This is a genomic window from Amycolatopsis stemonae (assembly GCF_054781455.1).
The window spans coordinates 561735-583783 of sequence record NZ_BAAGUJ010000003.1 but is presented as its reverse complement, the minus strand read 5'-3'; the positions used below and the strand labels follow the sequence as shown (position 1 = coordinate 583783).

Sequence of the window (22049 nt, the reverse complement as noted above, 5' to 3'; positions counted from 1 at the left end):
GAACCATTGACCTAATGGTCTAGTCCACTTACGGTGGTGTGGTCCCCACCACTCCGGCACCGTGGCCGTGAGTAATTCTCCGGAGGGAGAAGGCATGTCCCGTTTTCGCAGGAAGAGCTTCTCGGCGCTGCTCACCGCGGCGGTCGCCGCCGGGCTCGTGGCGGGCGGGTTCACCGCCGTCGCCGCGACCGGTGCTCCCGCGAGAACCGAAGCCTCCGTCGGCAAGGTCGTCGGCTACTTCACCGAATGGGGGGTCTACGACCGGAACTACCACGTCAAGAACATCGAGACGTCGGGTTCCGCGGACAAGCTGACGCACATCAACTACGCCTTCGGCAACGTGACGAACGGCGGCTGCGCGATCGGCGACGCCTACGCCGACTACCAGAAGACCTACGACGCCGCCGGCAGCGTCGACGGCGTCGCCGACACCTGGGACCAGCCGCTCGCCGGCAGCTTCAACCAGCTCAAGAAGCTCAAGGCCAAGCACCCCGGCCTGAAGGTCCTCTGGTCCTTCGGCGGCTGGACCTGGTCGGGCGGTTTCGGGCAGGCCGCGCAGAACCCCGCCGCCTTCGCCGACTCCTGCTACAACCTCGTCAACGACCCGCGCTGGGCCGGCGTCTTCGACGGCATCGACATCGACTGGGAGTACCCCAACGCGTGCGGGCTCTCCTGTGACACCAGCGGCGCCGCGGCCTACAAGAACGTGCTGTCCGCGCTGCGCGCCAAGTTCGGCTCCCAGCTGGTCACCGCGGCGATCACCGCCGACGGCACCGACGGCGGCAAGATCGACGCGGCCGACTACGGCGGCGCCGCGCAGGACGTCGACTGGTACAACGTGATGACCTACGACTACTTCGGCGCCTGGGCCGCGCAGGGCCCGACCGCCCCGCACTCGCCGCTGAGCAGCTACGACGGCATCCCGACCGCGGGCTTCTACTCCGACGCCGCGATCCAGAAGCTCAAGAGCAAGGGCGTCCCGGCGAGCAAGCTGCTGCTGGGCATCGGCTTCTACGGCCGCGGCTGGACCGGCGTCACGCAGGACGCCCCGGGCGGCACCGCGACCGGCCCGGCGCCCGGTAAGTACGAGCAGGGCATCGAGGACTACAAGGTGCTCAAGAGCTCGTGCCCGTCGACCGGCACGGTCGCCGGGACCGCCTACGCCAAGTGCGGTGGCAACTGGTGGAGCTACGACACCCCGTCGACCATCGCCGGCAAGCTCGGCTACGCCAGGCAGCAGGGCCTCGGCGGCGCGATGTTCTGGGAGCTTTCGGGCGACACCACGGACGGCGAGCTGATCACGGCCGTCGCGAAGTGACGCCCTCGGGGGCGCCGGCGAAACTTGTCGGTGCCCCCGATTATCGTTCTGCACCGTGACGTTCAGCGGATTCGGCGAGTACGCCGTCGACTTCTACGACGGCCTCGTGCAGGACAACTCGAAGCCCTACTGGGACGACCACGTCGAGACGTACAAGTCCGACGTCCGCGCCCCGATGGAGGCGCTGCTCGCCGAGCTCGCGCCCGAGTTCTCCGACGGCTTCGGCGAACCCAAGGTGTTCCGCCCCTACCGCGACGTCCGGTTCGCGAAGGACAAGACGCCGTACAAGACCCACTGCGGCGCGGTGATCGAGCAGGGCCGCGGCGGCGGCGCGTACTACGTCGAGGTGGGCCCGGAAGGCCTGCGCGTCGGCGGCGGCTGCTTCCACCTGCAGTCCGACCAGATCGCCCGGTTCCGCACGGCCGTCGACACCGAGTTGCACGGCCAAGCGCTGGAGAAGATCCTCGCCAAGCTCCGGAAGGCCGGCTGGGAGGTCCGCGGCGACCGGCTGAAGTCCAAGCCCCGCGGCTTCGACGCCGACCACCCCCGCCTCGACCTGCTGCGGTACCGCTCGGTGTACGCGGTCCGCGTCTGGGAACCGGACGACGTCCTGCACGAACGGGGTGCCCTCGATCGGGTGAAGAAGGCGTGGCGGCAGGTGCGCGAGTTCAACGAGTGGGCCCGCGACCGCGTCGGGCCCAGTGAACTGCCCCGGCGCTGACCAGCTGGACAGGACGGGTTTCTGAACAGTTTTTCTGAACTTTTCGGGATCGGTACAGACGAACGCGCGGCGAGGGACTACGCTGTGCGAACGTGAGCCGACGAGCGAAGATCGTTTGTACCCTGGGCCCCGCGACGGCGACGCCGGAGAAGATGCGGGCCCTCGTCGACGCGGGCATGGACGTGGCCAGGATGAACTTCAGCCACGGCAGCCACAGCGACCACAAGGAGGTCTACGACCTCATCCGGGCCGCGGCCGCCGAGAGCGGCCGGGCGGTCGGCATCCTCGCCGACCTCCAGGGCCCGAAGATCCGCCTCGGCACCTTCGCCGGCGGACCGGTCGAGTGGCACAACGGCGACATCGTCCGGATCACGGTCGAAGACGTCGCCGGCACCCACGACCGCGTCTCCACCACCTACAAGGGCCTGGCGAAGGACGCCAAGCCCGGTGACCGCCTGCTGGTCGACGACGGCAAGGTCGGCCTGGTGGTCAAGGGCGTCGAAGGTCCGGACGTGGTCTGCGAGGTGACCGAAGGCGGCCCCGTCAGCAACAACAAGGGCGTCTCGCTGCCCGGCATGGACGTCTCGGTGCCCGCGCTGTCCGAGAAGGACATCGAGGACCTCGAGTTCGCGCTCGAGCTGGGCGTCGACTTCATCGCCCTGTCCTTCGTGCGCTCGCCCGCCGACATCGACCTGGTCCACCAGGTGATGGACCGGGTCGGCAAGGGCCGGCTGCCGGTCGTGGCCAAGATCGAGAAGCCCGAGGCCGTCTACAACCTCGAGGCCATCGTGCTGGCCTTCGACGCGGTGATGGTCGCCCGCGGCGACCTGGGCGTCGAGCTGCCGCTGGAGCAGGTCCCGCTGGTGCAGAAGCGCGCCATCCAGATCTGCCGCGAGAACGCGAAGCCGGTCATCGTCGCGACGCAGATGCTCGAGTCGATGATCAACAACTCCCGGCCGACCCGCGCCGAGGCCTCCGACGTCGCGAACGCGGTGCTCGACGGCACCGACGCGGTGATGCTGTCCGGCGAGACCAGCGTCGGGCGCTACCCGATCGAGACCGTGCAGACCATGGGCCGGATCGTCGAGGCGGTCGAGACCGACTCGCCGGTCGTGCCGCCGCTGACGCACGTCCCGCGCACCAAGCGCGGCGTGATCTCCTACGCCGCCCGCGACATCGGCGAGCGGCTGAACGCCAAGGCCCTGGTCGCCTTCACGCAGTCCGGCGACACCGTGCGCCGCCTGGCCCGGCTGCACACGCGGCTGCCGCTGCTGGCGTTCACGCCGGAGGACTGCGTGCGCAGCCAGCTGTCGATGACCTGGGGCACCAACACCCACATCGTGCCGCGGGTGGACTCGACCGACCAGATGATCCAGCAGGTCGACCACGCGATGCTCGAAATGGGCAAGTACCAGAAGGGCGACCTGGTCGTCATCGTCGCCGGTTCCCCGCCGGGCACCGTCGGCTCGACCAACCTGATCCACGTGCACCGCCTCGGTGAAGACGACCACGCATAAGGGACGTCCCACCCCCGCAGCACATAGGCTCCACCTTCCTCCCCACCGCCGCCCTCAAAGGAGGCGCTTCGCGCCGCTGTTAGGTTTCCTGCATGACTGAAATGGCCAGGACGGCCGCCACCGAACTGGAGATCCCGGGTGGCGGCCAGCCGGTGCTGGACCGCCTGATCGCGCTGCTGGACCTGGAGAAGATCGAAGAGAACATCTTCCGCGGCGTCTCGCCCGCCCACTCGCCGGTGCGGGTGTTCGGCGGGCAGGTCGCCGGCCAGGCCCTGGTCGCGGCCGGGCGCACGGTCCCCGACGAACGCCGGGTCCACTCGCTGCACGCGTACTTCATCCGCGGCGGCGACCCGAGCGTGCCGATCATCTACGAGGTCGACCGGATCCGCGACGGCCGCTCGTTCACCACCCGCCGGGTCATCGCGATCCAGCACGGCAAGGCGATCTTCTCGCTGTCGGCGTCGTTCCAGAAGGACGAGCCGGGCATCGAGCACGCCGAAGAGATGCCCGAGGGCGTCCCGGCGCCCGAAACGCTGCCGACGCTGATGGAACGCGCCGAGGGCTACGCGATCGGCGCGCACAGCCGGCCCCGCCCGATCGACGTGCGCTACGTCAACGAGCCGCCGTGGATCACCCGCGAGACGGGGGAGCGCCCCGCGCGCAACCAGGTCTGGATGCGCGCCGACGGCAAGCTGCCCGACCAGCAGCTGCTGCACGTCTGCGTGCTGACCTACGCCTCGGACATGACGCTGCTGGACTCGGTGCTCGCGCGCCACGGCGTCTACTGGGACACCGACAAGGTGCTCGGCGCGAGCCTCGACCACGCGCTCTGGTTCCACCGGCCCTTCCGCGCCGACGAGTGGTTCCTCTACGACAGCGCCTCGCCGACCGCGTCCGGCGCCCGCGGCCTCGCCACGGGCCGGTTCTTCGCCCAGGACGGCACGCTCATCGCGACGGTCGTCCAAGAAGGACTCCTGCGCGTCCTCTGAAGGCTGCCGGGAAATCACCCTTACGGGCGACTAATAGCCAGGATATTCACCGCCGGAATGGGGCACCAAGGCCGGGGAAGGGGGCCGGGACCGATCGGGGGACGGCCCCGGACCCCTTCGTCAAATGACCGTGCGGCACGCCGTACGATCATCGTCTACCCTGCTCAGAGGCCGGTCGTGGCCACGGCGGGTGGACCACCCGGCGTGTTGCCCCCTCCGGTCGCAGCGCAGGGTGCGAGGATACAAGAGCATTCTGCAAATTGCAGTTCCGGCACCGGGAATCGACCCGGTGTTAATGCTCCACCAGGTCCGCGCACGGCTGGTTAGATACAGGAAGCAAGCGAACGGCGAAGACGCCGTCGACACCCGGAGGTGCCGCGATGGCAAGGGGACAGAGCCCCACGGTTCGCCGCCGGAGGCTCGCGGGCGAGCTGCGCCGACTGCGCGAAGCCGCGGACCTCACGATCGACGAGGTGGGCGAGAAGCTCGAGTGCTCCGCCTCCAAGGTCAGCCGCATCGAAACCGGCCACGTCGGGGTCACCCCGCGCGACGCCCGGGACATGCTCGCCCTCTACGGCATCACCGGTGACGAGCAGGAAGCCCTGGTCCAGCTGGCCAGAGAAGCCCGCAAGCGCGGCTGGTGGCACGCCTACAACGAGGTCTTCACCGGCACGTTCGTCGGGCTCGAGGCCGACGCCAGCTCGCTGCGCGCGTTCCAGGCCCTGCTCGTGCCGGGCCTGCTGCAGACCGAGCGGTACGCCCGCGCCGTGATCCGGGCGCTGCGGCCGGACGCCGAAGACGCCGAGATCCGCCGCCGCGTCGCCGCCCGGATGGCGCGCCAGGAGCTCCTGTCCGACACCCCGCCGCCGGAGTACTGGGCCGTGATGGACGAGGCCGTGCTGCGCCGGGTGGTCGACGGTCCCGAAGTGATGGCCGAGCAGCTCTACCGCATGCTCGCGGTCGCCGAGAAGCCGAACGTGACCATCCAGGTCGTCCCGTTCGGGGCCGGTGCGCACCCGGGCATGGAAGGTCCCTTCCTGATCATGGGCTTCCCCGAGCAGGCCGACCCGGACGTCGTCTACGTCGACGACAGCACGTCCAGCGGCCTGTACCTGGAGGAACCCACAGACGTGCGGCGCTACGGGCTGATGTTCGACCATCTGCGCGCGGCCGCACTGAAACCGGACGACTCGGTGGAGCTGATCGCCGAGGCGGCCGGACGGTTCGCCGAACAGGCCGCCGTTCCGGCTCCGGTGCACCATCTGGAACCGAGGACACAGTAAGGAGTGGGGACCATGGAAGATCTGTCCGGGGCGCGGTGGCGCAAGAGCAGCCACAGCGGCGGCGGCAACGACTGCGTCGAGGTCGCGTTCGTCGACGGCGGTGCCGCGGTGCGCGACTCGAAAGACCCCGAAGGTGGTGCGTTCCGCCTGCCCGCGTCGGGCTGGCGGGGGCTGCTGGCCGCGGTGCGGCCCGGCGGCCCGGCACACGACTGAGGCACCCTGGAGAAGACCCCTTACCCCCGTCGAGCTGGGCTCGGCCGGGAGTAAGGGGTCTTTTCACGGCCAGGCCTGCGTGATCACCCGATGCCTGAGGAACCCCCTCAGGACGAACCTGAGTGCTACCAACCGGAGAACTCGGGAACAGGGGAACACGATGCACAGCGATCTGATGCTCGACGCGGTCCGCGCCGAAGCGGCGTACCGGGCCGAGGAACTGCGGAAGGCCGGGCGCAGCGCCTGGGCCGGCCGCGCCCGCCGCGCGATCCGCCACCTGCGGGCCGCGCGCGCCGACGTCGAGGTCCCGGCGCAGGAGCGCCGCGAGACCGCGCGGGAGACCGCGGGCGCCGGCAAGACCGCCCGGTGAGGGCCGGCTAATGGTGTCGATGGCGATAAGCGGTCGGAAACTGTCGGTGGGGTAGGCAACAATGCACCTTGTGCCCCGACTCGGCTCCGGAATCCCGCTCGTCGCCCGTACCCACGAGATGCGGCGGCTCCGCGCCGCCTTCGCCCGGGCAGAACGGGGCGAGGCCGGCGCGGTGCTGCTCTCGGGGGACGCCGGGGTCGGCAAGACCCGGCTGCTGACCGCGCTGGGCGAGCACGTCGGCGCGTGTGGTGGGCTGGTGCTCACCGGCCGCTGCATCGACGTCCGCGAAGGCGGTCTTCCTTATCTTCCGTTCGCCGAAGCGCTCGCCCCGCTGGGCAGCTCGGCGGACCCGGCGGTGGCCGCCGCGGTGCGGCTCCGGCCCGCGCTCGGGCGGCTGCTGCCGCAGGGCCAGGGGCTCGAGGAGCCCCGCCCGGCCGAACACCCGCCGATGACCTCGAACGATCGGGAGACGATGGTCCGTCCCCGGCCCGAGCAGGATCTCGGTCAGCTGCAGCTGTTCGACGCGGTACTGGGGGTGCTGACCGAGGTCGCGGAGTCGCGCCCGGTGGTGATCCTGCTCGAGGATCTCCACTGGGCCGACGCGTCGACCCGCAACCTGCTGTCCTTCCTGCTCAGCCGGCTGCGGGCGCAGCGGCTGCTCGTCGTGGGCAGCTACCGCGAGGAGGACGTGCACCGGCGCCACCCGCTGCGCGGGCTCCTGTCCGAGCTGGTCCGGCTGGCCACCGTCGAGCGCGTCGACCTGCACCCCTTCGGAGCCGCCGACGCCCGCAAGTTCGTCGAAGCCCTGGCCGACGAGCCGCTGCCGGCCGACGTCGTGTCCGACATCGTCAGCCGCTCCGAGGGCAACCCGTTCTTCGCCGAGGAACTGCTCGCCACCAAGACCGAGTGCAACGACCTGCCCGCCGGCCTGGCCGAAGTGCTGCTGTCCCGGCTCGAGCGGCTGTCCCCGGACACCCGGCGGGTCGCGCGCGCCATCTCGGTGGCCAACGAGCCGGTGATGCACGCCGCGCTCGCCGAGGTCTCCGGGCTGGGGGAACTGGAGCTCGACGAGGCACTGCGCGAAGCCGTCCAGCACCACGTGCTCGTCGTGCTTTCGGACGGCTCGTACACGTTCCGGCACGCGTTGCTGCAGGAAGCGGTGTACGGCGACCTGCTGCCGGGCGAGCGGTCGCGCACGCACGCGGCGTACGCCGCCCGCATCCAGGCGCGGCCGCAGGGCCGTGGCCACGACGCGAAGCTGGCCTACCACTCGATGCAGAGCAGCGACCTCGTCACGGCGCTGCCGGCGTTGCTGCGCGCGATGGACGAGGCCGAGAAGCTCGGCGCGCCCGGGTCGGCGCTGCGGCACGTCGAGCAGGCACTGTCCATCTGGGACGCCGTCCCGCCGGCCGAGCGCCCGGACGGCTTCGACGAGCTGCGCCTGCTGCACGAGGCGTCGTACTTCGCGGGCACGTCCGGCGAGCCCGAGCGCGCCGCCGCGTTCGCCCGGTCGGCCACGCAGTCGCTGACACCGGAGGTGCCGAGCGACCGCGCGGCGAAGACGTGGCGCCGGCTGGCGGAAGCGTTGCTGGCCCTGGAAGGCACCCTCGACGAGGCGACCGCGGCCATCGACCGCGCCTGGGACCTGGTGAAGGACACCGAGCCGAGCAACACGCGCGCGTGGGTGCTGGCCAGCCGGGCCGGGTTCCTGCGGCTGCTCGACCTGCCGGAGGCGGCGCTGGAGAGCGCCCGCTCGGCGGTCGCCGACGCGCAGGTCGTCGGCGCGGCGAACGCGGAGGCGTCGGCGCTGGTCACCCTGGGCACGCTGGCCGACTCGGCGGGCAACGCCGAGGAGGCGCGGGAATGGCTGCGCAAGGCCAAGCGGAAAGCGCGGGAGGCCGGGGGACCGAACACCGAGATCCGCGCGACCTACTTCCTGGCGCTGAGCTACGACGACCAGGCCGAGTTCGCCGAGGCGCTGGAGCACGTCGCGAGCGGCGTCGCCCGGGCCGAGGAAGCCGGGCTGAGCTGGAGCTCGTTCGGGATCGAGCTGCGCGCGCGGCAGCTGATGCTGCGCTACCTGATGGGCGACTGGCCGGACGAGAGCGCCGGGCGTGCCGGGCGCGGGGTGTCCAGCGCGGTCGCCGCGCGGATCCAGGCGATCTGGTCGCTGTTCGTCGTCGCGCGCGGCCGGTTCGACGAGGCCGCGAAGCTGATCGCCGGGCTGCGGCAGCACTGGACGGCGGACATGCAGATCCCGCTGTCGGCCGGGCACGCGGGGATCGAGCTGGCCCACTGGCGCGGCGAGCACGCCGAGGCCGTGCGGCGCGCCGAAGACCTCATCGGCTGGCTGGAGCGGATCGAACCCGGCCTGCTGGCGGGCATCCGGGTGGCCGCGCTCGGCGTGTCGGCCGCGGCCGCGCTGGCCGCCGACGCCCGGGTCCGCGGTGACCAGGCCGCCGTCGACGCGGCCGTGGCGGCCGGCGAGCGGATGCTGTCGCACGGCCGGATGTGCTCGGTCGTCGGGCAGCCGCGCTCGGGCGAGCTGGGGCCCGAGGGCCGGGCCTGGCTGGCCCGGCTGGAGGCCGCGGCGTCCTGCCTGTCCGGCCGGGGCGACGCGGCGAAGTGGGCGGCCGCGGCCGAGGCGTTCGGCTACGGCGCCGTGTACGAGCAGGCGATCTGCCGCTGGCACGAGGCCGAAGCCCTGCTGGGTGCGGACGCCGACGCCGGCGCCGCCCTGGAGGCGGCGCACGCGGTGGCGGTCCGGCTCGGCGCGGTCCCCCTGCGCGACGCCGTCCGGGACCTGGCGCACCGCGCCCGGATCGAGCTGGCCGGCGCCGAGCCACTGGCTCCGGTCCGCGCGGTCGCCGACCCGCTGACCGACCGCGAGCGCGACGTCCTCGAGCGCGTGGCCCTGGGCCGCACGAACCGCCAGGTCGGCGAAGAGCTGTACATCAGCGAAAAAACGGTGAGCGTCCACCTGTCCCGCGTGATGGCGAAACTCGGCGCGAGCCGCCGCGCGGAAGCAGTGGCCATCGCCTACGACCGCGGCCTGCTGACCACCCCGACCGCCGAACACGCGTAATCAGAAGGTCGACACGCGTGTCGACCTCTCAATCACGCGTGCCGACCCTTCAGTCACGTCAGCGAGGGAGGCGACGGAGGGCCTTGAGGCCCAGCGTCATGCCTCGGGACCACAACGAGCCCGGGACGCGGCGAGGCGGACGCAAAGCCAGCCCGCGCTGCAAAGCGATGGACTGGGACTCCGTGTACTTCAGCAGGCCTTCGGCGCCGTTGCGGCGGCCGACGCCGGAGTCCTTCATGCCGCCCATCGGGACGCCGACGCTGCCGAACGTCGCCGCGTAGCCCTCGTTTACGTTGACCGTCCCGGCCTTCAGCCGCGCCGCGACCTCCCAGCCCGCGCGGCCGTTGCGCGACCAGACGCTGGCGTTGAGCCCGAACGGCGTGTCGTTGGCGCGGTCGATCGCCTCGGTGACGTCGGTGTAGCCGTAGATCGAGACGACCGGCCCGAACGTCTCCTCCGCGAACGGCGCCATGTCCGGGGTGACGTCCGAAAGCACCGTCGGCTCGTAGAACAGCGGGCCGAGGTCGGGCCGGGCCCGGCCGCCGGTGAGCACCGACGCGCCCTTCGCCCGCGCGTCCTCGACGTGCGCGGACACCGCGGCGAGCTGCTCTTCGGACGTCAGCGACCCCATCTGCGCGTCATAGTCCAGCGCGCCGCCGAGCTTCAATGCGGCAGTGCGGGCGACGAACGCGCGGGTGAACTCCTCGCGGATGTCCTCGTGGACGTAGATCCGCTCGACCGACACGCACAGCTGGCCCGCCGAGGAGAAGCACGCGGTCACCGCGCCCGTCGCGGCCTTCGCGACGTCGGCGTCGGGCAGCACGATCATCGGGTTCTTGCCGCCGAGCTCCAGCGAGTACGACGTCAGCCGCTTCGCCACCTGCCCGGCCAGCTCCTTGCCGGTCGGTGTCGAACCCGTGAAGCACAGGTAGTCCGACTCCTCGACCAGCGCGGTGCCGATCTTCGAGCCGCGGCCGAGCACGATCTGCCAGGTCCCGGCGGGCAGCCCGGCCTCCTCGGCGAGCTCGTGCAGCCACAGCGCCGAAAGCGCGGTCTGGTTGTCCGGCTTCTGCACCACGGCGTTCCCGGCCGCCAGCGCGGGCAGGACGTCCATCGCGGTCAGGGCCAGCGGGTAGTTCCACGGCGAGATGACCCCGACGACGCCCTTGGGGTGCCGGACCTCGCCGGCGCGGGTCAGGCCCGGGATGACGCCCGCGGTGCGGCGCGGGGCGAGGAGCTTCGCGGCGTGCTTGCCGTAGTAGGCCGCGACCAGCGCGGTCGCGCTGACCTCGTCGAACGCGTCGAGCCGCGCCTTGCCGGCCTCGACCTGGACCAGGTCGAGCACCTCGTCCTGCCGGGCGAGCACGAGGTCGTGCAGGCGGGTGAGGACGCGGGCGCGCTCGGCGGGGGAGTGGTCGGCCCAGGCGCGCTGGGCGGTGCGGGCGTCGGCGAAGACCGCGCGGACGTCGGCGTCGGTGGCCTGGGGCAGGGTCGCGATCGGCTGTCCGGTGAAGGGCGCGTGCATGCGGATCGGCGCCGAGTCGGCGCCGCCGGCCACGCGGGCGACGAGCTGGGCCGCCCGCGCCGAGCCCGGGGCTCCGGCGACGCCTCCGACGGTCGCCGGCAGGGGCGTGGCTTCGACCGCGTTCGCGGGGGTCGTGCTGGTCATGACGTCTCCGTTCCGCGGAGTCCGCGCGACGGCGCGCAGAGGTTACCGACGAGTACACCATACCGTCGGTACGTCAGATGTCCAGCCGGATGTGAATCAGTTTCACGTATTGGGTGGGTTCAACGGCGGGAGCTGGTAGTTCGGCTCCGTCGGCGACGGCGGATCCTGCCGGCTGGGCGGCGGATGGGCCTGGGTCGCGCCGCCGTACGGGTCATCGAGCCGCGAGGACAGCCCACCGGGCTGCGACGGCTCGGGCACCTCACCGGACTGCGCCGGGAAGGGCTGCGACGACGGCCCGCCCGACTGCGCCGGGAACGGCTGTGACGGCGGCCCCGCCGGATACGGCTGCGCGGGGAACGGTTGGGACGTCGGGTAAGCCGGTGCGCCCGGCCGGGGCGGTCCGCCCGGATGGGGCTGCTGCGGCCCCGCGAACTGCGGCGGCGGCACCGGGTAGGGCCGCGACTGCTGCTGGTAGGGCCCCGGCGGTGGTCCGGCCGGTGCCGCCGCGGGCGCCCGCCGTCCGGCCAGCGCCGCGAAGACCAGCGTCAGCACCGCGAGCACGCCGCCGCCGAGCAGCACCCAGAAGCCCGTGCCGGTCGCGTAGACCGACTTGATCGACCCTTCGTCGGACTGGTAGCTCAAGGTCGCCGAGACGTCCATGCCGAGCATCCACACCGCCGCGGCCGCACCGGCGCCGCCGGCCACCAGGGCCGTCCGGGCGACCGAGCGCACGCCGGGGCCCGCCGAACGCCGCGCGCCCGCGAACGCCAGCCCGGATCCGGCGAGCAGCACGGCCGCGGCGGCCGACAGCGGGATCCCGTAGCGCGCGACGTGCGTGCTCTCGTAGAACTGCTTCGCCTCGGCGCTGGGTTCGACGTCGAACGAGCGCGTCCAGGCGCTGATCGTCTGCTTGCTTTCGGTCTTGCCGCTCACGACCTGCTCGAACGACGTCTCCGGCAGGAACGATCCGGTGACCACCAGCGCCGCCGCGACGAGGCCGAGGATGCCGGCCAGCAACCGGAAGAGCGCGCCGGGATCGGCGGTGGGCGGGCGCGGCTGCGCCGGGGGAGGACCGTACGGGTACTGGTACGGGCTGGCGGTCATCGAGACTCCCCTCTTCCGGGGGGATTGGACCACGAAACCGCCTGGGGGATAAGGGGCAGCGCGGCTCTGGTGCGCGGGACGCGCGCTGTGCTACTCAGGACGGCCCAGCGGTGGCGTCCTGATAGAGCAGGACGGCGATTCGCTTCCACTCCTCGAGAAGCTGCCGCCGCCGGTTCGGGTCGCCGCCGAGCTCGGCGTCCAGCGCGAGCCCGCGGGTCAGGTTCACGGTGAGCCAGAACAGCATTTCCGCGCGTTCGGGCGGCAGGTCGCCGGCGACCTGGGTGACGTGCTCGAGCGTGGCGCGGCCCAGCGCGCGGTCGACGGGGCGGATGGCCGCGCGCAGTTCGGGGTCGGTGCGGGCGGCGACCCACAGTTCGGTGACGGCGGTGGAAAGCGTGCCGGAGTAGCCGGTCCACAGCAGGTCGATGGCGGCGGCAACGCCCGAGCCGCCGCCGGGCAGCTCGTCGAGCGACTTCGCGAGCTCGCGGCGCAGCTTCGTCGTCAGGTGCTCGACGGCGGCCGCCATCAGCTCGGCCTTCGTGGTGAAGTGGTGCTGCACCGCGCCCTTCGACACGCCCGCCCGCGCGCAGATCTCCTGCACCGACGTGCGCGCGTAGCCGACGTCCACCAGGCAGTCGATGGTGGCGTCGAGCAGCGCGGTGCGGGTTTGTTCGCGCCGCTGCGCCTGGGTCCGGTGCGCCGTCTCGGTCACCACGGCCTCCCTGCTTTACCTACAGGCCGGTACGGATGTACATTCCGGAGAGAACTTACATGCTGATCGTCATGTTTTCCAGCAGGAGGGTTGTCCCGTGCCGCTGCAACTGCCGAAGAGCTCGTGGAGCACGACCGAGCTCGAAGACCTTCGCGAGCTGTCGCGGTCCTTCATGCAGAAGGAGCTCGTGCCGCACCAGGAGCGCTGGGCGGCCGAGAAGAAGGTCGACCGCGAGCTGTGGAACAAGGCCGGCGAGGTCGGGCTGCTCTGCCTGTCCATCCCGGAGGAGTACGGCGGGGGCGGCGGCACCTTCGCGCACGAGGCCGTCCTCTACGAGGAGCAGGCCCGCTCCGGCGACAGCGCGTGGGGCGTGACCGTCCACAACGGAATCGTCGCGCACTACCTCAATGCGTACGCCTCCGAAGAGAAGAAGCGCGAGTGGCTGCCCAAGATGGCCTCCGGCGAAATGGTCGGCGCGATCGCGATGACCGAGCCGGGCACCGGTTCGGACCTGCAGGGCATCAAGACGCGGGCGGTCCGCGACGGCGACCACTACGTCATCAACGGCGCGAAGACGTTCATCACCAACGGTTTCCACGCCGACCTCGTCGTCGTCGCGGTGAAGACCGACCCGGACGCGGGCGCCCAGGGCGTCTCGCTGGTCGTGGTCGAGACGGACACACCGGGCTTCCGCCGCGGCCGCGTGCTCGACAAGGTCGGCCTCAAGGGCCAGGACACCGCCGAGCTGTTCTTCGACGACGTCCGCGTGCCCGCCGCCAACCTGCTCGGCGACGCCGAAGGCCAGGGCTTCTTCCAGTTGATGCTGCAGCTGCCCCAGGAACGGCTGATCATCGCCGTCACCGCGGTGGCCGGGCTCGAGGCGGCCGTCGACCTCACGCTCGAGTACACGAAGGAGCGCACGGCGTTCGGGCGGCCGCTCTTCGGCTTCCAGAACACCAAGTTCACCCTCGCCGAGGCCGCCACCGAAGCCGCGGTGTCGCGCGCGTTCCTCGACCAGTGCATCGAACGCCACCTCAAGGGCGAGCTCGACGTCCAGGGCGCGGCCATGGCGAAACTGTGGACCACCGAGCGCGTCAACAAGGTCATCGACGACTGCGTGCAGCTCTTCGGCGGCTACGGCTACATGACCGAGTACCCGATCGCGCGCGCCTGGGCCGACGTCCGGATCTCCCGGATCTTCGGCGGCACCAGCGAGATCATGAAGGAAATCATCTCCCGCTCGCTCTGAAGGGACCGAACATGAAGGCAGGTCCGCTCAGCGGCCTGAAGGTGGTGGAGCTCGCCGGTCTCGCGCCGGGGCCGTTCGCCACGATGATCCTCGGGGACCTCGGCGCCGACGTCGTCCGCGTCGACCGTGCGACGCCGGGGGAGGACGTGCTCGGCATCCCGACCGACCCGCTCGCCCGCGGCCGCCGGTCGGTCGGCATCAACACCAAGACGCCCGAAGGCGTCGAGCTGGTGTTGAAGCTGTGCGACACCGCCGACGTCCTCATCGAGCCGTTCCGCCCGGGCGTCGCCGAGCGGATCGGGCTCGGCCCCGACGTCGTGCACGCCCGCAACCCGCGGCTGGTCTACGGCCGGATGACCGGCTGGGGCCAGGACGGCCCGCTCGCGACGGCGGCCGGGCACGACATCAACTACATCGGCATCGCCGGCGCGCTCGAGCCGATCGGGCGCGCGGGCGAGCGGCCGGTGCCGCCGCTCAACCTCGTCGGTGACTTCGGCGGCGGCGGGCTGCTGCTCGCGATGGGCATCCTGGCCGCGCTGTACGAACGGAACGCGTCGGGACGCGGCCAGGTCGTCGACGCGTCGATGGTCGACGGCGCGGCGCTGCTCACCACGAGCCTGCACGGCATGGCCGCCGCCGGGCTCTGGGGCGGGGAGCGCGGCGACAACATGCTCGACGGCGGCGCGCCCTTCTACGACACCTACGAAACCGCGGACGGCAAGTACGTCGCCGTCGGCGCGATCGAGATGCGGTTCTGGGGCGACCTGGTCAAGGTCCTGGAGCTGGACCCGGAGTCGCTGCCGCTGCACGTGGACAAGACGCAGTGGCCCCGCCTTCGCGAAATCCTCGCGGCGGCGATCGGCAAACACACGCGGGACGACCTCGTCGCGCGCGCGTCGGGGACGGACGCGTGCCTGACGCCCGTGCTGGCGCCGGGCGAAGCCGCGTCACACCCGCACAACGCGGCGCGCGGGACGTTCGTCGAGATCGGCGGCATGGTCCAGCCGGCCCCGGCGCCGCGGTTCGACCGCACCTCGCCGGAGACGCCGGAAGCCCCGCGCGTCAAGGGATCCGACACCGAAGCCGTGCTCGCCGAACTGGGCGTCACGGACCTGGGAGCCCTGCGTGCGGCGGGGGCGATCGCCTAGTTCTCCGCCAGGTCGGAGCGCACGACCGAGTAGAGGACGTGGTCGCGCCACTCGCCGTCTCGGAAGTCGAAGCCGCGAAGGACGCCTTCGCGGGTGAAGCCGGCTTTCTCGAGCGAGCGCTGTTCGGCGCGGTTGCCGACTTCGGTCGTCGCTTCGACCCGGTTGAGCTGGGTGTGGGCGAAGAGGTACTCGACGAGCAGGCGCTGGGCCTCGGTGCCGTGGCCGTGACCGCGTGCCTCGGGGGCCAGCACGAGGCCCATGTTCCAGCAGAAGGACGCCGGCCCGGTACGGCTGCGGTGCCACGACACGAGACCGAGGACGCGGCCGTCGAGGGTCGGCACGAGCATGCCGGTCTCGGTGGTGAGCATGCCGGTTTCGTGCCACCGGCGGCGCAGGTAGCCGGGATCGTGCCAGCCGAACCACTGGTGCTCCCCGGCGGCGACGGGATCGTTGGTCAGCTGTTCCAGGAGGTCGAGATCGGTCTCGGCCACGGGCCGGAGCACGACTCTGGGAACATCGTCGTCCATCCGCCGACCTTATCGGCCGCTTGCCCGAAACCCGTCCGCCGCCACCCGATCCACTCACTAGAGGCATCACCGGTGACTGAGCGGGCATGACGCGTGATTGGACAGGCATCAAGCGTGATTGAGCGGGCATCAGCGCGATGCCTCTCCCATCACGAGTGATGCCCCGCTGATCACGAGTGATGCCTTCTTGATCACGCGCGATGCCTCTTTGATCACGTGAAGGTGCCGTGGCGGCCTTCGCCGCCCGCGAAGCGGGCCGCGCCGTCGGCCGCTTCGGCCGCCAGGACTCCGGCGTCCATCGCCGCGGCGAACTCCGCCGTCAGCGCGTCCGGTTCGGAGCGGCCCCACTGGCCGAGCGCCGAGAGCCGGTCGCCGCGCATGCAGACCTGCGGGAACGCCGCGATCTGCCGCGCCAGCTCCTGCGCCGCCGAGACGGCTTCGCCGGCCGGGACGAGCCGGTTCGCCAAGCCGATGTCGAAGGCTTCCGCGGCTTCGACCGGCCGTCCGGTCAGGATCAGGTCCATCGCCCGCGACTGGCCGATCAGCCGCGGCAGCCGCACCGTTCCGCCGTCGATCAGCGGCACGCCCCAGCGGCGGCAGAACACGCCGAACACCGCCGTGGCGTCCGCGACGCGCAGGTCGCACCACAGCGCCAGCTCCAGCCCGCCCGCGACGGCGTGCCCGTGGACCGCCGCGATCACCGGCTTGCCGAGCCGCATCCGGGTCGGGCCCATCGGGCCGTCCCCGTCCGGGTGAGTCCGGTTCATCCGGTCGGTGCCGATGGCCTTGAGGTCGGCGCCCGCGCAGAAGGCGCCACCCGATCCGGTGAGCACCGCGACCGCGGTTTCGGGGTCCGCGTCGAACGCGCGGAACGCGTCAGCCAGCTCGGCCGCGGTCGGCCCGTCGACGGCGTTGCGGGCATCCGGCCGGTCGATGGTGACCGTCGTCACGACGCCGTCCCGCTCGACCAGCACGTTCCGGTTCATGGTGCTCCTCGGGGGTTGGTCGGGGTGTCTTCCGGGCACTGGTTCCCTAGAGTATTGGCGTGGCCACTCCCAGGACGGGACGGCGGACCGGGGAGGAAGCGCATGTCGAGCGGGATGAAGAAAGTGCTCATCGTGGGCGTGGTCGCGCTCGTGCTGTTCTTCCTGATCACCCAGCCCCACCAGTCCGCCGACTTCGTGCACCGCGTCCTGGGCTGGCTCAAGGACGGCGCCGAAGCGATCGTCACGTTCTTCCGGTCGCTCTTCTCCTGACCCGAAAGCCCCGCTCACCGGCACCGTATCGGGTGGTGCCGGTGGTAACCCTGCGTGTTAGCGGACGGTAAATCACCGAGCGTCACGAATCTCGGAATTCGGACCGAACACTCGACCATCCGGGTGGATTGCCGCCGAAAACGCGCAGGTCGGCGAATTCGTGGCAGCCGGGGTCTGGCGAAGGGGACCACCCCGGCCCTACGGTGCTCACATTGCGTGATCGGGTGGTTCGCCATCCCCCTCGGAGAGCCCCGGTACGCAGGCAGTTTCCACTCAGCAAGGTGCAGGTGGGTGCGTGCGGCACCACCGCGTGGGACAGGCGTCAGGGCCTGTCCGTCGGGGACCTACAAGGAGGCAGGGATGACCGGAGATCCCGGAGTGGACGCGCTGATCCGGCAGTGGGCCGCCGAGCGCGAGCAGACCCCCGAAGAGCAGGAGGTCGACCGGATCGCGTCCGCGTGGCTGGCCGACGCGCCCGCCCAGACGCCGGGCATCCCGGGCCAGCGCGCCCGGTCCGGACAGTCCCGGTTCGTCCCCGTCGAGTCGGCCGACCCCGGCTACCTCGCCGCGATGCGCAGCCGCCTGCCGGAAGTGCCCGAAGAGCTGCTCACGGCCGCCGCGGGCTGGTGGCAGATGGTCGGCGGCGTCGCCGAAGCCGAAGAGTGGTGGGACGCCGGCATCAGCCCGCTCGACCAGCGGGCCCTCGACTACCGGGCGGCCGGGCTCGCGCCGTCCGACCTGAGCCGCCGGCTCGGCCCGATGACCGTCCTGCAGCACCTGCGCCGCGGCAGCGCCCCGGCCTGGTGCGTGGCGCGGCTCGCCCGGCAGCAGAAGTCCGCCTGACGAGACGTGCTCCACACGGCCGGGTGAACCGGCGTGGTGAGACGTTCTGGACGGCCCGCGTAACGCTAACCTGCGCGGGCTCGTTGACAGATCGTCGGCAACCACGCTGGAGGACCGGAGTTTCGTGCGCACGAGTACCGGAAAGACCGAGGACGACCCGGTCGGCGACGACGCCGGCGAAGCCGCCCCCGCCGTACCGGCACCGGCGGCGCGCGCCGCGAGTGCCGCGGTGCTCACCCGGCTGATCGTGGTCGTCGCCGTGCTGGCCGTGGCCGGCGGCGGTGTCTGGCTCGTCACGCGCGCGTCGACGCCGGAGGCGAGCCCGACCACCACCGAGATCCCCGCCCTGCAGGTCAAGGCGGCCGACGTCCGCCCGGGGTCGGTGGCCCCGGCCGGCGGCGTCGTCGCGGGTGGCGCCGAGCAGCAGACGTCTCCGCAGCAGGCCCGCAGCACCGGCCCGGCGACGCTCTCGCAGTGGGCGGCCCAGGTCGCCGCGGCCAGCGGCGTCCCGGCGCGGGCGCTGCAGGCGTACGGCAACGCCGAGCTGGCGATGCGCGCGGACCAGCCGGGTTGCAAGATCTCGTGGGCGACGCTGGCCGGCATCGGCCGCATCGAGTCGAACCACGGCCAGTACGCGGGCGCGGTCCTCGGCGCGGACGGCCGCCCGTCCAAGCCGATCATCGGCGTCCCGCTCGACGGCTCCTCCGGGGTCCAGGCGATCGGCGACACCGACGGCGGCCGCTACGACGGCGACCCGACCGTCGACCGCGCGGTCGGCCCGATGCAGTTCATCCCGAGCACGTGGCGCAAGTGGGCCTCGGACGGCAACGGCGACGGCCTCGGCGACCCCCAGCAGATCGACGACGCGGCCCTGGCGGCGGCCCGCTACCTGTGCGCGGGCGGCCGCGACATGGCGAGCCCGGCGGGGTGGTGGGCCGGGATCCTGTCGTACAACAACTCGACGGAGTACGCGCAGAAGGTGTTCGGCCTGGCGGACGGGTACGCGAAGGCCGCGCAGTCGGTGCGCAAGCAAGGCTGACGAGCCCGGCTGGTCCACAGGCCGGGCCGAATGTGGACAACTCGCGCCGGATCGCCCGCGAACCTGAGGATTGTCGGCAGCCGCCGATAGACTGGACTGGGGACGCCCCCCGAGGAGAGGGCGGGGGCCGGGGCCTCTCAGGCGGTCAGTGCTAGCGTCGAAGCCGTGCCAGCTTCCCCGCCGCCGGCCGCCTCCCCCTGGGGACGGCGGCTCGTGATCGTCGCGACCAGCCTGGTGAGCCTGCTCGTCTGCTGCGGGCTCGCCTGGTGGCAGTGGGACCGCTTCATGTCGGCCAGCGGCACCTTCCAGAACCTCGGCTACGTGCTGCAGTGGCCGCTGTTCGGGCTCTTCCCCGCGTTCATGTTCTGGCGGATCCGCAAGCTGAACCAGAAGGCGCGAACCGAAGAGCCGGCGCCCGAACCGGCCGTGAAGCCCGAGGTGCCCGCTCCCCGTCCCCGCCCCGACGTGGTGCACACCGACGAGGACGAGGAACTGGCCGCGTACAACCGTTACCTGCGCGAGCTGAACGCCCGCGACCAGCAGGCCGCAGAGTGAGGACGACCCGATGACCACCAGCACCGAAGGTGCCGCCCAGACGGCGGTGCCGCTCACCGGCCCCCTGGTCCGGTTCCGCACCGCCGCCTACGTCACCGGTGTCGGCCTGCTCGGCCTCTGCTTCGTGATGGTGCTGCGCTACGGCTTCGGCAACCCGACGCCGTCGGCGGTCTACTCGCCGATCCACGGCGTGCTGTACATGATCTACCTGGTGCTGACCATCGACCTGGCGATCAAGGCCCGCTGGTCGATCAAGGGCACCGTGCTGGTGCTGCTGGCCGGCTGCGTCCCGTTCGTCTCGTTCCTCGTCGAGCGCCGGGTGACGCACCGGGTCAAGGCCGGGCAGAAGCTGTAACCCGCCGGAACGTCAGCGCCACCAGGACCGTGCCCGCCGCGAACACCGCGGCCGTGGCGAACGCCGAGGTCATGCCGTCGACGACGAGCCCGGCCCCGGTCGCGCTCGACGAGCGGGTCGTCGCGCCGAACATCGTGATCAGCACGCCCAGCCCGAGGGTGCTGCCGACCTGCTGCATCGTCTGCAGCACGCCGCCCGCGGCGCCCGCGTCTTCGGACGGCACGGTGGCCATCACGATCACGTTGAGGGGCGCGAAGGCGAGCCCGCCGCCGAGTCCCATCAGCACCAGCGGCCCCAGCAGTGCGGGGAAGTACGCGCTGTCCGCGGTGAGCTGGGCGAGCCAGCCGACGCCGGCGAGCATCAGCAGCGTCCCGGTGACGGCGAGCGGCTTCGGCCCGTAGCGGGGGAGCAGCCGCGGCACGAGCCGGCTCATCGTGAAGATCAGCGCCGCCATCGGCAGGAACGCGAACCCGGTGGCCAGCGCGGCGAAGTGCCGGATGTCCTGCATGAACTGCGTCAGGAAGAAGAACATCGACATCATCGCCATCGGGCCGAGGAAGAAGTTGACGTAGGCCGCGCTGCGGTTGCGGTCGGCGAACAGCCGCAGCGGGACCAGCGGCATCGCGGTGCGGGCCTCGATCGCGACGAACGCGGCCAGCAGCCCGAGGCCGCCGGCGAGCGAGCCGAGCGTCACCGGGTTGCCCCAGCCGTCGGACGCGGCGTGGGTGAAGGCGAACACGAGCGAGCCGACGCCGAGGGTGCCGGTGATCGCACCGGGCAGGTCGAGCCGCGCGGGGCGGCGTGCGGGCTCGGGCACGAACCGCGGTGCGAGCAGCACGATCGCGAGACCGAACGGGACGTTGATGAACAGCGCCGCGCGCCACGAGATCCACTCGGTGAGCAGGCCGCCGACGATCAGGCCGATCGCGAAGCCGCCGCTGGACATCGCGGAGAACAGCGCCAGCGCCCGGACGCGGGCCCTGGCCTCGGAGAACGTGGTCGTGACCAGGGCCAGGGTGCTCGGACCGGCCATCGCGGCGCCGACGCCCTGCAGGACGCGGGCGGCGATGAGCAGGGCGGCCGAGTCGGCGAGGCCGCCGGCCAGCGAGGCGAGGGTGAACAGGGCGGTGCCCGCGACGAACATCCGGCGCCGCCCGAACAGGTCGCCCGCGCGGCCGCCGAGCAGCAGCAGGCCGCCGAAGACCAGGCTGTAGGCCGTCATCACCCAGGACAGGCCGGTGGGGGAGAACCCCAGGTCGGTCTGGATGCGCGGGAGCGCGACGTTCATGACCGTCGCGTCGAGGATGAGCATGAGCTGGCAGGTGAGGATGATCGCGAGGACCAGCCCGCTGCGACGGGCCGGTGCCGCGGGCTCGTCGAGGACCGTTTGCTGGGTCAAGGGATACTCCCCCAAGGAGCAACGAGAAGTGGAGAGATTCTCCACTTGGGGACGATCCGATAATATGGAGATCGTCTCCGGATGCGCAAGCGAATTCGGAGAATCTCTCCGGTTAAAGGCGAGGAGGCCGGGATGCCGGGTGCGGACTCGGAGCGTCCGATGCGCGCGGACGCGCGGCGCAACTACGAGCGCATCGTCGCGACGGCGAAGGACCTCTTCACCGCGCAGGGCGCCGACGTGCCGCTGGACGACATCGCGAAGAAGGCCGGGGTGGGTGCGGGCACGCTGTACCGGCACTTCCCGACGCGCGAGAAGCTGTTCGAGGCGGTCTACCGCGACGAGATCGAGGTGCTCGCCGACCGCGCGTACGTGCTGCACGACGAGCTGCCGCCGTGGGAGGCGCTCGAGGCCTGGCTGGGGGAGCAGGTCACCTGGGTCGTGGAGCGGCACAAGCTCGCCACGATCCTCAAGGAGTCGATCGACTCGGGCTCCGAAACCTTCCAGTACTGCCAGGTCCGGCTGCGCGAGGCGGTCGGGGTGCTGGTCGACGCGGCCGAGGGGCTGATCCGCCCCGACGTCGCGGGGCCGGACGTGCTGCGGCTGGGCCACGGCGCCGGGATGGCGGTGCGCAACTGCAGCCCGGAGGACGGGAAGCGCGTGCTGGACGTGATCCTGGACGGCCTGCGCGCGTGACGCA

Annotated in this window: 22 protein-coding genes; 16 read left to right on the top strand and 6 right to left on the bottom strand. The window is 71.7% G+C overall.

The features are described 5' to 3' along the window. The first annotated feature begins 94 nt into the window (after positions 1–94). The 8 genes from ACYVLJ_RS14520 to ACYVLJ_RS14485 all read left to right on the top strand — a co-directional run bounded on the left by ACYVLJ_RS14520 (position 95) and on the right by ACYVLJ_RS14485 (position 9496). Entirely contained in the window at positions 95–1318 is a 1224-nt protein-coding gene (locus ACYVLJ_RS14520; protein ID WP_460438976.1) for a glycoside hydrolase family 18 protein, read from the top strand. Positions 1319–1373: 55 nt separating this feature from the next. After that, a complete protein-coding gene (locus ACYVLJ_RS14515) occupies positions 1374–2039 on the top strand; it encodes a DUF2461 domain-containing protein (RefSeq protein WP_460438975.1) in 666 nt (221 codons plus the stop codon). 92 nt (positions 2040–2131) lie between these two features. Then, on the top strand, positions 2132–3556 hold the full coding sequence (pyk, locus tag ACYVLJ_RS14510) for a pyruvate kinase (protein ID WP_451973706.1): 1425 nt from the start codon (positions 2132–2134) through the stop codon (positions 3554–3556). Positions 3557–3648: 92 nt separating this feature from the next. Further along, positions 3649–4545 (top strand): acyl-CoA thioesterase II, encoded by an 897-nt coding sequence (gene tesB / locus ACYVLJ_RS14505; RefSeq protein WP_451973704.1) that lies wholly within the window; start codon positions 3649–3651, stop codon positions 4543–4545. Between the two features lie 380 nt (positions 4546–4925). Continuing rightward, the gene (locus tag ACYVLJ_RS14500) at positions 4926–5828 is read left to right on the top strand and encodes a helix-turn-helix domain-containing protein (protein ID WP_460438974.1); all 903 of its coding nucleotides are present in this window, start codon (positions 4926–4928) and stop codon (positions 5826–5828) included. A gap of 12 nt (positions 5829–5840) precedes the next feature. Next, positions 5841–6041 (top strand): DUF397 domain-containing protein, encoded by a 201-nt coding sequence (locus tag ACYVLJ_RS14495; RefSeq protein ID WP_451973700.1) that lies wholly within the window; start codon positions 5841–5843, stop codon positions 6039–6041. A 160-nt stretch (positions 6042–6201) separates the two neighbouring features. Continuing rightward, positions 6202–6411, top strand: coding sequence for a hypothetical protein (locus ACYVLJ_RS14490; protein ID WP_451973698.1), 210 nt, complete (start codon positions 6202–6204; stop codon positions 6409–6411). A 61-nt stretch (positions 6412–6472) separates the two neighbouring features. Further along, the gene (locus ACYVLJ_RS14485) at positions 6473–9496 is read left to right on the top strand and encodes a helix-turn-helix transcriptional regulator (protein WP_460438973.1); all 3024 of its coding nucleotides are present in this window, start codon (positions 6473–6475) and stop codon (positions 9494–9496) included. A 58-nt stretch (positions 9497–9554) separates the two neighbouring features. Here the strand turns inward: ACYVLJ_RS14485 and ACYVLJ_RS14480 are convergent, their stop codons facing one another. From ACYVLJ_RS14480 to ACYVLJ_RS14470, 3 genes are all read right to left on the bottom strand, one after another. After that, the gene (locus ACYVLJ_RS14480; RefSeq protein ID WP_460438972.1) at positions 9555–11165 is read right to left on the bottom strand and encodes a succinate-semialdehyde dehydrogenase (NADP(+)); all 1611 of its coding nucleotides are present in this window, start codon (positions 11163–11165) and stop codon (positions 9555–9557) included. A gap of 102 nt (positions 11166–11267) precedes the next feature. Continuing rightward, on the bottom strand, positions 11268–12269 hold the full coding sequence (locus ACYVLJ_RS14475) for a hypothetical protein (protein WP_460438971.1): 1002 nt from the start codon (positions 12267–12269) through the stop codon (positions 11268–11270). A 94-nt stretch (positions 12270–12363) separates the two neighbouring features. Then, positions 12364–12981 carry a TetR/AcrR family transcriptional regulator gene (locus tag ACYVLJ_RS14470; protein WP_460438970.1) on the bottom strand — a complete coding sequence of 206 codons (618 nt, stop codon included), beginning with the start codon at positions 12979–12981 and terminating at the stop codon, positions 12364–12366. Between the two features lie 97 nt (positions 12982–13078). Here ACYVLJ_RS14470 and ACYVLJ_RS14465 point away from each other — a divergent pair, with 97 nt between their 5' ends. Then, a complete protein-coding gene (locus ACYVLJ_RS14465) occupies positions 13079–14230 on the top strand; it encodes an acyl-CoA dehydrogenase family protein (RefSeq protein ID WP_460438969.1) in 1152 nt (383 codons plus the stop codon). 11 nt (positions 14231–14241) lie between these two features. Beyond that, a complete protein-coding gene (locus ACYVLJ_RS14460) occupies positions 14242–15378 on the top strand; it encodes a CaiB/BaiF CoA transferase family protein (RefSeq protein WP_460438968.1) in 1137 nt (378 codons plus the stop codon). Here ACYVLJ_RS14460 and ACYVLJ_RS14455 read toward each other — a convergent pair. Together ACYVLJ_RS14455 and ACYVLJ_RS14450 are read right to left on the bottom strand one after the other, a co-directional pair. After that, positions 15375–15905, bottom strand: coding sequence for a GNAT family N-acetyltransferase (locus tag ACYVLJ_RS14455; protein ID WP_451973684.1), 531 nt, complete (start codon positions 15903–15905; stop codon positions 15375–15377). The two genes, ACYVLJ_RS14460 and ACYVLJ_RS14455, sit on opposite strands and share 4 nt — an antisense overlap. A 212-nt stretch (positions 15906–16117) precedes the next feature. Continuing rightward, positions 16118–16891, bottom strand: coding sequence for an enoyl-CoA hydratase (locus tag ACYVLJ_RS14450; protein WP_460438967.1), 774 nt, complete (start codon positions 16889–16891; stop codon positions 16118–16120). Between the two features lie 102 nt (positions 16892–16993). Between ACYVLJ_RS14450 and ACYVLJ_RS14445 the strand changes: the two genes are divergently transcribed. From ACYVLJ_RS14445 to ACYVLJ_RS14425, 5 genes are all read left to right on the top strand, one after another. Further along, complete coding sequence (locus tag ACYVLJ_RS14445; protein WP_451973680.1) at positions 16994–17161, top strand: hypothetical protein; 168 nt, start codon at positions 16994–16996, stop codon at positions 17159–17161. A gap of 360 nt (positions 17162–17521) precedes the next feature. Next, entirely contained in the window at positions 17522–18004 is a 483-nt protein-coding gene (locus ACYVLJ_RS14440; RefSeq protein WP_451973678.1) for a helix-turn-helix transcriptional regulator, read from the top strand. 124 nt (positions 18005–18128) lie between these two features. After that, complete coding sequence (locus ACYVLJ_RS14435; protein ID WP_451973676.1) at positions 18129–19043, top strand: lytic transglycosylase domain-containing protein; 915 nt, start codon at positions 18129–18131, stop codon at positions 19041–19043. Positions 19044–19208: 165 nt separating this feature from the next. Further along, positions 19209–19598, top strand: a complete 390-nt coding sequence (locus ACYVLJ_RS14430; RefSeq protein ID WP_460438966.1) for a hypothetical protein — start codon at positions 19209–19211, stop codon at positions 19596–19598. Between the two features lie 10 nt (positions 19599–19608). After that, on the top strand, positions 19609–19953 hold the full coding sequence (locus ACYVLJ_RS14425; RefSeq protein ID WP_451973672.1) for a DUF3817 domain-containing protein: 345 nt from the start codon (positions 19609–19611) through the stop codon (positions 19951–19953). Here ACYVLJ_RS14425 and ACYVLJ_RS14420 read toward each other — a convergent pair. Then, the gene (locus ACYVLJ_RS14420) at positions 19931–21352 is read right to left on the bottom strand and encodes an MFS transporter (RefSeq protein WP_460438965.1); all 1422 of its coding nucleotides are present in this window, start codon (positions 21350–21352) and stop codon (positions 19931–19933) included. The two genes, ACYVLJ_RS14425 and ACYVLJ_RS14420, sit on opposite strands and share 23 nt — an antisense overlap. Before the next feature lie 132 nt (positions 21353–21484). Here ACYVLJ_RS14420 and ACYVLJ_RS14415 point away from each other — a divergent pair, with 132 nt between their 5' ends. Then, positions 21485–22045, top strand: a complete 561-nt coding sequence (locus tag ACYVLJ_RS14415) for a TetR/AcrR family transcriptional regulator (protein ID WP_451973668.1) — start codon at positions 21485–21487, stop codon at positions 22043–22045. The last annotated feature ends 4 nt before the right edge of the window (positions 22046–22049 follow it).